Source organism: Bacillus sp. FSL R5-0397, assembly GCF_038593395.1.
Taxonomy (GTDB): Bacteria; Bacillota; Bacilli; order Bacillales; family Bacillaceae; genus Bacillus; species Bacillus altitudinis.
On the sequence record NZ_CP151992.1, the window covers coordinates 3210271 to 3222766 of the forward strand.

Sequence of the window (12496 nt, forward strand, 5' to 3'; positions counted from 1 at the left end):
TCAAATGGAAAATCGTTATGCTGTACATCCTGAGCAGGTCAAGCGTTTTACAACAGAGGAACTTCGTCGTCATTTTCATATTCCGACACTCTTTGTCAGTGGTGAATTGAAGCTATATTATTCGCATGAGGACCGTGTGGTGATTGGCGGTGTTATGCCGACATCAGAACCGATCAAGCTAGATGCCGGCGACTTTTTACGTACAGAATATTTCCTTGAAAGACGGGAAATTGGCATTGTGAATGTCGGCGGCCAAGGTACGGTTACAGTCGATGGTGAGTCATTTGTGCTGGAGCATAAAGATTTCTTATATATTGGACTTGGACACGAACATGTACAGTTTGCTAGTTCATCAGGTGAGCAGGCCAAATTTTATCTTGTGTCAGCCACAGCTCATAGAGCGTATCCGACACAAAAGGCTGCGATTGCTGAATTAACACCGAATCATTTAGGGGAAGCATCCGCCTCAAACGTACGGAATCTGTATCAGGTCATTCATGCAGACGGCATCCAAAGCTGCCAGCTTATGATGGGCATCACTCAGCTTGAAACCAATAACACATGGAACACGATGCCTGCTCATATACATGACCGGCGGATGGAAGTGTACTTATATCTTGATATAGAGGAAGACGCACGTGTCTTTCATTTTATGGGGGAGCCATCTGAAACGAGACATCTCGTTGTAGCAAATGAAGAAGCCGTCATCTCACCTGCCTGGTCCATTCATTCAGGCTCAGGTACCGCAAATTATTCATTTATTTGGGCAATGGCGGGAGAAAACTATACGTTTAAAGATATGGACTTTGTCCCGATGGACCAGCTGAGGTAATGAAATGACGACGACATCATATGTAGCGTCCCTCTTTTCCCTCGAAGGCAAAACAGCTCTTGTCACAGGTCCTGGAACTGGTATTGGGCAAGGTATTGCCGTAGCGCTTGCCCGTTCAGGTGCAGATATCATCGGCACCTACCACCATACGCCGCTTGATGAAACAAAAGAACTTGTCGAACAGACCGGCAGATCATTTCATGCGATTCAAGTAGACTTTTCAGATCCTAAGTCCGCAAAGCGGGATGTTGATGCCCTTTTAAAGCAGCATTCAATTGATATTTTGATCAATAATGCTGGGACCATTAAAAGAGAAGAGGCCGCTCAATATTCAGAGGAAAACTGGCATACTGTGATGGATGTGAATATCAACAGTCTCTTTTTCCTCACGCAAAAGGTCGGACAGCAGATGCTGAATAAAGGGCAAGGGAAAATCGTCAATATCGCTTCCCTTCTATCATTTCAAGGCGGTGTCTTTGTTCCCGCTTATACAGCAAGTAAGCATGCTGTCGCAGGTTTGACGAAAGCTTTTGCAAATGAATGGGCAAGTCAGCATATTCAGGTCAATGCGATCGCGCCTGGTTATATTGCAACCAATAACACGCAAGCCATTCGTGACGATGCGAACCGGAATGAAGAGATTCTGAAACGAATCCCCGCTGGACGCTGGGGACGGCCTGAAGATCTAGCAGGTGCCGCCGTCTTTCTCAGCTCCCCTGCCTCTGATTATATGAACGGTCATATTTTAGCCGTAGATGGCGGCTGGCTGGCGAGATAAACATGTGAAGAGAATTCCTATTTTAGGGGATTCTCTTTTTTCTATTTGCATAATTCTTCTCCTTCCGAGTCACTCTATAAAAAAAGACATGAGGGTGAGGTATTATGAAAAGTCGTATTGAACAAGATATAGAGTCCGTCATTCAGCGTGTCAAAAGCTTTGCCGGCAAAAGTGATGATATCGTGTTCCACTCTTTTTCATTTGGTCCTTCCGCTGTCTCTGCATGTCTCGTGTACGTTGAAGGACTCACAGAATTTGAGATGCTTTCCAAACAAATTATTTCACCTATGCAAAAGGAACTGACCATCACTGAGGTCGACCACACCACACTTTCTCTCCTTTCTAAAACGTTCTTTGGTATTCAAAATGATGTGCTGGAAGATATGAACCTTGCCATCGAGCAGTTATACAGCGGCAGGGCTATTTTATTTGTGGATAGGGCCACTCAAGCGCTTGCGCTCCATACGAATCTTTTTCAATTTAGAGAAGTAGAGGAGCCGCAATCAGAAGTCCTTGTTAGAGGACCAAGGATTGGATTTATTGAAAATCTTGAAAAAAACACGGCATTGCTTCGTGAAAGAGCAAACGATCCGAACCTTGTCATTCAAAAGGTAAACATAGGAACTCGCAACAAGAAATCTGCTGCTCTTGTGTATGTTCGTGATATCGCAGACCCCAAACTAGTAGATGATGTCTTCTCTCGTATGAAGCAAATCAAAATGGATGATATTCCTGAGAGCGGCTACATAGAACAGCTGATTGAAGACAGTCATATCTCTATTTTCCCGCAGATTCAAAATACAGAACGTCCTGATCGGGTGATTGCCTCTGTGTTAGAAGGAAAGGTGTCTATTTTGCTCGATGGGACGCCGTTTGCCCTCATTATGCCGATGACTCTCACTGCCTTGATGCAATCACCGGAGGATTATTATCAAAGATGGACAAGTGCGACTCTTTTGCGTTTGCTCCGTTATATTGCCGTGCTTTTGACGATCTTTTTACCAGGACTCTATATCGCCCTTGTTTCCTATCATCCTGGTTTATTACCAACACGAATGGCACTTACCATCGCAGGCAGCCGGCAAAATGTGCCCTTTCCTCCTGTAGTGGAAGCCATTTTGATGTCGTTTACGATTGAACTGCTGCGGGAAGCTGGACTTCGTCTTCCTAGGGCGATCGGGCAGACGATTGGACTGATTGGCGGCGTCATTATTGGACAGGCGGCTGTCCAAGCCAATATCGTCAGTGCCTTAATGGTCATTATTGTGTCTCTGACGGCACTAGCCGATTTCACTGCTCCATCATATGATTTCAGCTTCCCCTTACGCATTCTGCGGTTTATGGCCATCTTCAGTTCAGCCATGTTTGGATTATACGGCCTCATCATGTGTTATTTATTTGTACTTTGTCACTTGATGCAGCTAAAGACCTTTGGTTTTGACTATTTCACACCTGTTTTGTCTTCACCGTTTTCAGATTTAAAAGATACGTACGTTCGTTTACCAATAGGGCTATTTAAATCGAGACCGAAAACAGCCAAGACAAAAAATCTCAAAAGACAAGGAGAGTAAACGATGTACAGAGCTGAGAAGCTATCATTGTTACAAGTCACCATTCTGTGCAGTTCTACAATGATAGGCGCTGGAATTTTAACCATTCCTCGCAGTTCTGCCAATTCAGGATTCCCTGATGGCTGGATCATTGTATTAATACAGGGAGTCATCTTTGCTTTCGTTGCTTTTTTGCTAGGTTGGATTGCGGAGAAGAATGCACCGGATACCATTTTTGAATCGAATACAAAAGGAGCCGGTGCATTCTTTGGCACGATCTTTAACCTAATGCTGATCGGTTATTTACTAGCCATTGTGGGCTTTGAGGCGCGTGTACTGGGGGAAGTGGTTCAGTTTTTCCTGCTGCAATCGACCCCTATGACGGTGATTGTGATGATTTTTTTACTTGTGGCCACCTATCATTTAAAAAGCGGAATTTTTCCGGTAGTGAAAATGGTGACATATATTTATCCGATGACCATGATCATTTACATTGGGCTCATGCTGTTTAGTTTGAAAATATTTGATTTTGATTACCTACGCCCAGTGATGGCGCACGGGTTTAAAGATTTTAGTAATTTGTTCTCTCAAACATTTATTCAATTTACAGGCTTTGAAGTCATTTTGTTTGTCGTACCGCTTATCTATAAAGACAAATGGTCAAAAGCGAAATGGGCCGCAGCGATCGGTGTAGGGATCACCACACTTATTTACTCCCTCACGCTCTTTATTGTGATTGGTTCCATGACGGTTGGAGAAACGAAATCACTCACCTGGCCCACTGTCTCACTCATTCAAGCGCTAGAACTAGAAGGGGTCTTCATTGAACGCTTTGATATTTTCTTACTGACGATCTGGACGTGCCAGCAGTTTATTTGTATGCTTGGCTTTTTCCAATTTGCTATTAAAGGCTGTCAAACGGTTTTTAAGACAACCAATTTAACGAGACTGCTATGGTTGCTGTTTTTGCTGACCTCAGCTCTCTCTCTTTTTCCGAGAAATATCAATGAAGTCTTTTACTACTCGACTTTACTCGGCTATGCATTATTCGCTGTGTTAGCGATTCCTTTTTTAACAGCTGTTCTGCTCATGATACGTAAAAAATGGGGAGGTCGATCTGCATGAAAGGACGGCGTTTATGGCTCACCTTTCTGTCTTGCTGTCTTTTGCTTTTATCGACAGGCTGCTGGGACTTAAAGGATATTGAGAAATTATCGTTTGTGCGCGGTGTTGGCATTGACGAGGAAGATGATAACGGAGTCAAACTCACCTATCAAAACCTTGTCCCTAAAATGGGCGGTACACAAGAAGCAGATTCCCCTGGCTATGTGAATGTCGTCTCAAAGGGGAAAAATGTACTGGAAGCAGTCAGCAATGTCGCTTTGAAGGACCCGCCGATTTACAGTGATCACCTCAAAATCTTTTTGTTTGGCAAAAACCAAGCCGAGCATCATGATATTCAAGGAACACTCAACCACTTTATACGAGATGATGAGGTTCGAAGAAGCAGCTACCTCTTAGTGTCACGCCATGAGGCATCAAAAATCATCAATCAAAAATTAAAATCACAACAAAAGGTGCCAGTCGAGCATATTTTTGAAACATCAAAAAACCGGAGCTTTAACGGAAAGATTTTACTGCCAACACGTATTGGCCGAGCGTCGGATTACTTTCAGATGGGTACAAGCTTTCTTGTCCAAAGTGTGGATGTCGTAAACGGAGAACTCACCTATGATGGTGCAGGCATTATCCATGGAAAAACACGAAAGCTGATAGGGTTCATTCCAGCAAAAGATGTCCAATCTTTAAACTGGGTCATGAATCGCATCTCAGGCGGAGTCGTACCCGCCACCTACAAAGGCTTTCCGATTACGTATGAAATCAAGAAAGCAAAATCCAAGATTGAACCCTATCTGAAGAACGGAAAGATTTCCTTTAACATTAGTGTACAAACAAACGGGAAACTATCAGAAGATCAATATCCCCCTGAAAACTCATACGATGAGCAATACATCAAACGATTTGAGCGCATTTTTGAACGCAAAATCAAAGAGCGCATTCAAAAAGCTGTCCACCACATGCAAAAAGAAGTTGGCGTTGACCCGATCCTTTTAAATCGGCAGGTGCGCATCAAGTATCCAGACTTTTGGGATCAGCACCGCAATGAATGGGATACACTATTTCAAGAAGTAGACATTGCATATGACGTCAAAGTGAGCATTTTGAACTTTGGTGCAGAAGGCGCAACGAAAAGCTTTAAATGGTAGCACAAAAGGCGGTCATCCGCCTTAGATGGTTGACAAAGGGCTAAAATGAACTTTGTTTTAGCCCTTTGTCTTCTTTTCAGCGTGATAGAAAACCTTTGCAGTCTAGGAAGGACGAGTACCGGAGCGGAGCGAATGAAGGATTCGCGAGCACCGGCGCGCAGGACTGACAAAGAATGCGAGGGTTTGCCTACACGCTGAGGCGGATTACCCGGAGGGGGAACCGCCTTTTTTACGTGCAACGATCAAAAGCTGATAGAGCGTCACTTGATCAGATAATGCTTTTGTTTGAAATCCAAGTGACTCTCCTACTCTCGCCACTTCGTCAAAAAACAATTGAACGTTTTGATCAATTGGCACATTGATTGGCTGTTCAATCACGCGATGAAATAAATGGTCTGGAAAGAGCGCCCGCATTGTGTTTGGTGTGAAAAATCTCATATGTGTTCGATCTAAAATCCCCACATCTTGATACGTAAAATCACCTGCCATTAAAGGCAGCAGTACTTCCGCATGCATCATATTAGGTAAGCAGCAAATGATCACGCCACTTGGTTTTAAAGACGCATGCGCATGAGCTATCAACTGCCATGGGTCTGACACATGCTCTAACACATCAGAAAAGATCACAGCATCAAAAAAAGCTTCTTTCTCTGACCAAGGATACGCCTCCGCTTTTGTCTCAATCACTTCTTTGTAATACGCCTTTGCCATCTCTGCTTTTAATGCATCCGCCTCTACTCCGTACATGTCAACGGACTGCCGGTTGATCAGTTCAAGTCCTGTCGCCCCAGCACCACAGCCAACATCCAGCACACATCCGGCATCCTCAGGGAGCAGTGTTGCAAAATATGGATGGGGCGTTATCAGATTTAAATCAATGCCCCATTTATCTAAAAAACGAAGCCTGTTCTCCGCAAACAATGTAGAGATGTTCGTTTCTTCATTGGCATTGAAGGTAGCATGACCGTGATGATGCACAAAAGAATCATGGACGATTTGCAGCTGGTATCCCTTCAGCAACGAACGCAGACAAAGGTCATCATCCTCAAATGATCCATATACAAATCGCTCATCAAATAACCCTACATCCTCGATCAGCTCTCTTTTGACCAGCAGACAAAAACCAACAAGTCTATGCACATATGTTCTTTGACCTTTTCTCGAAGCCGTATATGCCTTCGCAAAGGCAGGAAGCTCCTTCACATCTGTGTAAGATGGCTGAACGAGCTGAGGACCACTCACATAATTGGAGACAGGGCCTACCATGCCAATACGATCTGATGCAAAAAGGGCTTCTCTTAAAGGCAAAAGCCAGTTTTCGGTCACAATCGTGTCGTTATTTAAAAAAAGAAGACTATCTCCTGTTGCTTTTTTCGCCCCTTGGTTACAGCCCTTGGCAAAGCCTTGATTCTTCTCGTTGTCAATCAACACGACATCTTCCAGTTGTCTCACATATTCCTTTGTTCCGTCTGATGAAGCATTATCCACGATAATGAGTTCATATTCATCACGCCGAGTATGCTTCTTGATACTGTCGATACATTTTTTCGTTAGGTGCAATTCATTGTACGTCAGCATCACAATGCTCGTTTTTCCTTTCATCTCATTTCCACCTTTCGCCCGCCTGTTCCATATGTATGTCATAGGCAGCACGTTCAGAAGATGAGTGATTGTCCTTTCTTGATTAAACGTTTGTTTAACAAAGGGCTAAAATGAACTTGATTTTAGCCCTTTGTCTTCTTTTCAGCGTGATAGAAAACCTTTGCAGCCCTAGGAAGGACGAGTACTGGCGCGGAGCGAATTTGACATTCGTGAGCACCAGCACGCAGGACTGCGGGCGAATGCGAGGGTTTGTCTACACGCTGAGACCAGCTGCCTCATGCAGCTGGTCTTTTTTTCATACCGTTTCCCCTTCGTCATTCACGACGGCACGGTTTCTCTTTTTTAAATCTTCTTCAATCTCTTCAAGACTTTTCCCTTTCGTTTCTGTGACTAAATATTTCACAAATAAGAAGGCACCTATGCCAATGGCTGCATAAATAAGGAAAAGGTTACTGATGCCAATTGCACTTAACAAGGTTGGGAATGTGAGCGAGATGATCAAATTCCCTGTATGCAGTAGGAAGGTCGATACCCCCGTACCAATTCCCCGGACATGTACCGGGAACAGCTCCGGCAGCATCACCCATACGACCGGGCCCCAGCTGACAGCAAAAATGACGATGAAAAGTCCTAAACATATAATCGTTGTCCACCCTGCAGCTGTTGATCCCTCGAAAAAACGATTGACCACTGCTAGAACAATCAAACTAAGAACCATCCCTACATTTCCAAATAGGAGTAACGCTTTCCGCCCGACACGATCAATGATTTTAATCGCAACAAACGTCATGACAACATTGACTGCACCAATTCCTACAGTTCCTAAAATGGCTGCTGAATCGCCAAAGCCGACACTTGTGAATGTTTTTGGTGCATAATAAATGATTGTATTTGTCCCAATAAACTGCTGTAAAAAGGCTAAACCGACACCAGCAATTAAAGCGGGGCGCACCCATGGTTCGAGTAATTCCTTAAGACCGCCTTTTTCTTCACTTTCTGCTTTTTGAATATCCGCAATTTCGTCTTCAACTTCCTGCTTATTTTGTCTAAGTTTTGACAATATTTCTTTCGCCCGGTCCGCCTGTCCTTGGACAAACAGCCAGCGAGGACTTTCTGGCATAAACAAAATACCACATAACAAGAGAGCAGAAGGAACAACGGCAATTCCAAGCATCAGACGCCATGCCTCTGCATCTGCTAAAACGTAGTTCACAATATAGGCAAGAAGAATACCAAATGTGATCATGAGTTGGTTTAATGAGGAAAGTGCCCCTCTTGAATCCTTTGGCGCAAGTTCAGATAAATATAATGGAACAATCGTCGTCGAGCATCCGACAGCAAGTCCTAGCACGATTCGGAATAAGACCATGACCTCCGTATTCGGTGCAAGGGCTGTTCCAAATCCGCCGATAATAAATAAAATGGCTGCGGCGATTATCGCTTTTTTCCGTCCGAATTGATCTGTCAGTTTTCCAGAAAGAGAAGACCCGAGCATCGCCCCAATTAAAATCGAGCTGACCACAAGTCCCTCTGTAAATGCATTTAAACCTAAATCCTCTTTCATAAATAAGATAGCGCCAGAAATGACACCTGTATCGTAACCATATAAGGCGCCGCCAAGTGCGCCGAAGAAATAAAGCCACCCATTCCGATTTTTCATGATCATAACCCCTCTTTTATCTATGTAATGACTAGATGTTTCTCTATGAAAAATCATTTTCCTCACTTCCTGTCATTTCAAACATTTCGATGTTTTATGACAAATATATTTCATTTGCGTATCATTGAAACTTTTTTAGATAAGGAAACGTCAATTAAGCGTTAGTGAAAAAAATGTCGCACTATATCCCGTTTTAAGGTATATTTGTTTTAGTTTGTAAGCAGGAAGAAGGACATCTTTACTATAAAATCATAGCGAGGGTTTAAATATATGGATCAAACAAGAAGTAAACGCAAAGGCAAAAAGCGTTTAAAACCATGGGTGAAAGTCACTCTTTTTATTTTTGGTATTCTTTTACTGACAACCGCTTCTGTCACCGGCTATGCCTACTATAAAGTGACATCGGCTGCGAAAAAAGCACAAGTCTCTCTAGACCGCGGTGCACAATCTGTCAAACGGATTGAAGCATTTGATCCTGGGAAAGACAGCTTTTCTGTCTTGCTGCTTGGCATTGACAGCAGACCAGGCGAAACCGTCAAACAAGCACGAAGCGATGCAATGGTATTAGCGACAGTAAATCGTACGAATAAAACCGTGAAATTATTAAGTATTCCAAGGGACTCATATGTTAATATTCCAGGTCATGGTTATGACAAAATCACACATGCACACGCATTTGGTGATGCAGACCTCACGGTGAGTACAGTTGAGAATTTACTAGATATCCCTGTCGACTTTGTGATTGAAAGTAATTTCAAAGCATTTAAGGAAATTGTGAACGAATTGAATGGTGTTTCCGTTAACATTAAAGATGAATATGTTGTGAAACAGATTCTTAAAGATACAAAGGGCAAAGTTCAGCTGCAAACGGGTACTCACACACTAGATGGTAATCAAGCTCTCGCTTATGTGAGAACAAGAAAAGCAGACAGTGATCTCATGCGCGGACAGCGTCAAATGGAAGTTTTAAAAGCCATTTTCGATAAATCAAAATCAGTAACGTCTATTCCGTCTTATGACAATATCATAGATACTCTAGGTGATAACGTCTCAACTAACCTATCAATGAAAGAACTAGTCGGTCTTTTCCCACTACTCACTTCATTGAAATCTGTTGATACGATTCAACTAAAAGGATCTGATTACCAGCCTAATGGCGTTTATTATTACCAATTGGATCAAAACCAACTGAACGAAGTCAAAACGGAATTGAAGAAACAGCTTGAATTATCATAAAAACAGAAAGCGTCCTTTTGGGCGCTTTTTATGTGTTGAAAAAGGTGTTTGCCCTTTTTCTTCTTTTAAGCGTGATAGAAAACCTTTGCAGTCTAGGAAAGACGAGCACCGGAGCAGAGCGAATTTGACATTCGTGAGCTCCGGAGCGCAGGACTGACAAAGAATGCGAGGGTTTGTCTACACGCTAAAAGCGTCCTTTTGGGCGCTTTTTCTTATATCCTTGATCAATTGACCATTTTTGTTTAGCCTTAAAGAGAGGAATCCACGATCCGACTCTTTCATGAGAATGAAGGAAATCGTACATACTTTGAAGAGGCTATTGCATGAATGAAGGAGGATATAACAGCAATGAAAAAAATGATTGCGATTGATTTAGACGGTACACTCTTAAATACGAAAAGTGAAATATCCGCTCAAAACCGGCAAGCATTGATTCGTGCGAAGGAAGCTGGATATATTGTGACCATTTGTACAGGGCGCGCGACTTTTGATGTAAAAGAGCTTCTTGGGGATTTAGACATTCCCATTATTGCGGCAAATGGAGGAACTGTCCATACAGAAGGGTACAAGCTCTTCAGCAGAATCACCCTTGATCAAGAAGCTGGAAGACGTGCTGCAAAGGAATTAGTGGAACGGAACATTTATTTCGAGGTCTATACAGACGATGCCCTCCTTTCCCCATTTGATGGAAAAGAAAAGCTCAAAGCTGAATTTGATATGATCAAAAGCGCCAATCCTCATGAGGATGTAGCTGATTTATGGGAAGGGGCGATGACTCAATTTAAACAGTTTGGCATCAAACCTGTCGATGACATCCGTCAAATTTTCGAGTCGAATGAACCAACTTATAAATTACTATGCTTCTCCTTTGATATGAATAAGCTGCAAGAAGCACGAGATCTTCTTTCTAAGATGCCTGAGCTCTCCTTGACCTCATCTGGAGAACATATCATTGAGGTACTGCCAAAAGAGTCAGGTAAAGGACATGCCCTCAAAAAACTTGCAGCCCATTATGGCGTAGACTCATCCGATATTTATGCGATCGGTGATAGCCCCAATGATCTATCCATGTTCGATGAAGCAGGACACAGGATAGCGATGGGGAATGCGGTGGATGTCATTAAAGAAAAAAGCACCTATATCACAAAAGGCAATCATGAAGATGGCGTCGCCTATTTTATTGATCTGCTTTTGCAGAATCAATTTCAAGAAAAAAAGACGCTTGTCTGATCAGCGCCTAGTGAGAAGTCAAGAAGTCCGATCCGAGCATTGATCGGGCTTTTTCTTTATTTTTTGATTCTAACGGCCGTCTCATATTTATCCTTCCAATACGTACTTGTTTTCATATTGGTAATGACAACGCCATTTGAAACCGTCACATGAATGACTTGATTGGAACCAGCATAAATGGCTGGCATCAACGAAGTCCCTTTAAAAAAGACAAGATCTCCTGGCTTTAGTTCCGATCGTTTCACAGGTGTGCCTGCTTTAACTTGTCCCGGCGCATAGCGAGGCATCTCAATTCCAAGCACTTCTTGATAGATATACTGCGTGAATCCTGCTGTATCAAAGCCTTGCTTTGGGCTCGCACCACCTTTTACATAAGGTACTTCTCCAATATACGTAGCGGCTTTTGATACGACTGGGTCTTCTTTCGCTAGTTTCAACTCAGTTAATCGTTTCGCACCTGTCCATTTCTCACGCCAATACGATTCAGACAAATAAGAAATCGTCACACTTTCCGAACGGCTCGCATGAATAAAGCGGTCTCCTCCGATGTACATTCCTACATGTGAAATTCCTTTTTTATACGTGTTGCTAAAAAAAACAAAGTCTCCAGGCCGAATATCGTCTCGTGCTACTTTCTCTCCAACCATCCATTGCTGCTCAGCACTTCTTGGTAAATAAATCCCAAGTGATTTTTCAAACAAATATTGTAAAAAACCTGAACAATCGAATCCTACTTTTGGATCTGATGCCCCGAATACATAAGGGATTCCTAAATATTTCATCGCATCTTTCACCAGTTGATCATCCGACATCTCTTGGGAGACAGGCAGCCGTTTGACCGCATAGAACCGATCGGTCCAATATTTACTTTTGCTGACATCTGTTTTCACCACCCCTTGACTGAGTGTGATGTGGATCACTTGATCATTTCCAGCGTACAAAGCAACATGTGTCGGGATGTCTTTTGTTTCTTCAAGACTGCGAAAATAGACAAGGTCTCCGGGCTTCGCTTTTCCCCATGATACGTTTTCACCGATTTGGTATTGATCGATCACCTTTCGCGGCAAATCAAATGCACCTGTTGTTTTGTATACATATTGTATAAAGCCAGACGCATCAAAGCCCGTTTTCGGATCGATTCCTCCTTTATGATAAGGCGTACCTATCAGCGTTTCCGCTTGTTTTAAAGGAGTTGTTGTTTGAGCAGACACCTCTGTTTGAGACATAAACATGAGTCCTACAATGGCACATCCTCCAAGCAGTATTCCTTTCCATTTCATCCTCTCTTCCTCCTTTCTTTTATAGTTTCGACATGACCCCTTTCATTTTACACCTTTTTCC

Annotated in this window: 10 protein-coding genes; 7 read left to right on the forward strand and 3 right to left on the reverse strand. The window is 42.9% G+C overall.

The features are described 5' to 3' along the window. The first annotated feature begins 4 nt into the window (after positions 1 to 4). From kduI to NSQ70_RS16500, 5 genes are all read left to right on the forward strand, one after another. A complete protein-coding gene (kduI, locus tag NSQ70_RS16480; RefSeq protein WP_017368169.1) occupies positions 5 to 832 on the forward strand; it encodes a 5-dehydro-4-deoxy-D-glucuronate isomerase in 828 nt (275 codons plus the stop codon). 4 nt (positions 833 to 836) lie between these two features. Further along, positions 837 to 1610, forward strand: coding sequence for a 2-dehydro-3-deoxy-D-gluconate 5-dehydrogenase KduD (kduD, locus tag NSQ70_RS16485; protein WP_041091449.1), 774 nt, complete (start codon positions 837 to 839; stop codon positions 1608 to 1610). Positions 1611 to 1714: 104 nt separating this feature from the next. Continuing rightward, the gene (locus NSQ70_RS16490; protein ID WP_024719277.1) at positions 1715 to 3181 is read left to right on the forward strand and encodes a spore germination protein; all 1467 of its coding nucleotides are present in this window, start codon (positions 1715 to 1717) and stop codon (positions 3179 to 3181) included. A 3-nt stretch (positions 3182 to 3184) separates the two neighbouring features. Then, complete coding sequence (locus NSQ70_RS16495) at positions 3185 to 4285, forward strand: GerAB/ArcD/ProY family transporter (protein WP_024719278.1); 1101 nt, start codon at positions 3185 to 3187, stop codon at positions 4283 to 4285. After that, complete coding sequence (locus NSQ70_RS16500) at positions 4282 to 5427, forward strand: Ger(x)C family spore germination protein (protein ID WP_024719279.1); 1146 nt, start codon at positions 4282 to 4284, stop codon at positions 5425 to 5427. Before NSQ70_RS16495 ends, NSQ70_RS16500 begins: the two co-directional genes overlap by 4 nt. Positions 5428 to 5631: 204 nt before the next feature. Here NSQ70_RS16500 and NSQ70_RS16505 read toward each other — a convergent pair whose 3' ends face one another. Together NSQ70_RS16505 and NSQ70_RS16510 are read right to left on the reverse strand one after the other, a co-directional pair. After that, positions 5632 to 7029, reverse strand: coding sequence for a bifunctional glycosyltransferase family 2 protein/class I SAM-dependent methyltransferase (locus NSQ70_RS16505; RefSeq protein ID WP_138279082.1), 1398 nt, complete (start codon positions 7027 to 7029; stop codon positions 5632 to 5634). A gap of 295 nt (positions 7030 to 7324) precedes the next feature. After that, complete coding sequence (locus NSQ70_RS16510) at positions 7325 to 8689, reverse strand: sugar porter family MFS transporter (RefSeq protein WP_281201195.1); 1365 nt, start codon at positions 8687 to 8689, stop codon at positions 7325 to 7327. 270 nt (positions 8690 to 8959) lie between these two features. Here NSQ70_RS16510 and NSQ70_RS16515 point away from each other — a divergent pair, with 270 nt between their 5' ends. Both NSQ70_RS16515 and NSQ70_RS16520 read left to right on the forward strand, forming a co-directional pair. Then, positions 8960 to 9925 carry an LCP family protein gene (locus tag NSQ70_RS16515; RefSeq protein ID WP_017360001.1) on the forward strand — a complete coding sequence of 322 codons (966 nt, stop codon included), beginning with the start codon at positions 8960 to 8962 and terminating at the stop codon, positions 9923 to 9925. A 348-nt stretch (positions 9926 to 10273) separates the two neighbouring features. Continuing rightward, positions 10274 to 11155 (forward strand): Cof-type HAD-IIB family hydrolase, encoded by an 882-nt coding sequence (locus NSQ70_RS16520; RefSeq protein WP_193751541.1) that lies wholly within the window; start codon positions 10274 to 10276, stop codon positions 11153 to 11155. 56 nt (positions 11156 to 11211) lie between these two features. Here the strand turns inward: NSQ70_RS16520 and NSQ70_RS16525 are convergent, their stop codons facing one another. Continuing rightward, positions 11212 to 12435 carry a C40 family peptidase gene (locus NSQ70_RS16525; RefSeq protein WP_144679115.1) on the reverse strand — a complete coding sequence of 408 codons (1224 nt, stop codon included), beginning with the start codon at positions 12433 to 12435 and terminating at the stop codon, positions 11212 to 11214. Positions 12436 to 12496: the final 61 nt, after the last annotated feature.

Excerpts from the sequence above, each read along its gene's own strand:
- kduI (WP_017368169.1), top strand. The coding sequence starts at position 5 with ATGGAAAATCGTTATGCTGTACATCCTGAGCAGGTCAAGCGTTTTACA.
- kduD (WP_041091449.1), top strand. The coding sequence starts at position 837 with ATGACGACGACATCATATGTAGCGTCCCTCTTTTCCCTCGAAGGCAAA.
- NSQ70_RS16490 (WP_024719277.1), top strand. The coding sequence starts at position 1,715 with ATGAAAAGTCGTATTGAACAAGATATAGAGTCCGTCATTCAGCGTGTC.
- NSQ70_RS16495 (WP_024719278.1), top strand. The coding sequence starts at position 3,185 with ATGTACAGAGCTGAGAAGCTATCATTGTTACAAGTCACCATTCTGTGC.
- NSQ70_RS16500 (WP_024719279.1), top strand. The coding sequence starts at position 4,282 with ATGAAAGGACGGCGTTTATGGCTCACCTTTCTGTCTTGCTGTCTTTTG.
- NSQ70_RS16505 (WP_138279082.1), bottom strand. The coding sequence starts at position 7,029 with ATGAAAGGAAAAACGAGCATTGTGATGCTGACGTACAATGAATTGCAC.
- NSQ70_RS16510 (WP_281201195.1), bottom strand. The coding sequence starts at position 8,689 with ATGAAAAATCGGAATGGGTGGCTTTATTTCTTCGGCGCACTTGGCGGC.
- NSQ70_RS16515 (WP_017360001.1), top strand. The coding sequence starts at position 8,960 with ATGGATCAAACAAGAAGTAAACGCAAAGGCAAAAAGCGTTTAAAACCA.
- NSQ70_RS16520 (WP_193751541.1), top strand. The coding sequence starts at position 10,274 with ATGAAAAAAATGATTGCGATTGATTTAGACGGTACACTCTTAAATACG.
- NSQ70_RS16525 (WP_144679115.1), bottom strand. The coding sequence starts at position 12,435 with ATGAAATGGAAAGGAATACTGCTTGGAGGATGTGCCATTGTAGGACTC.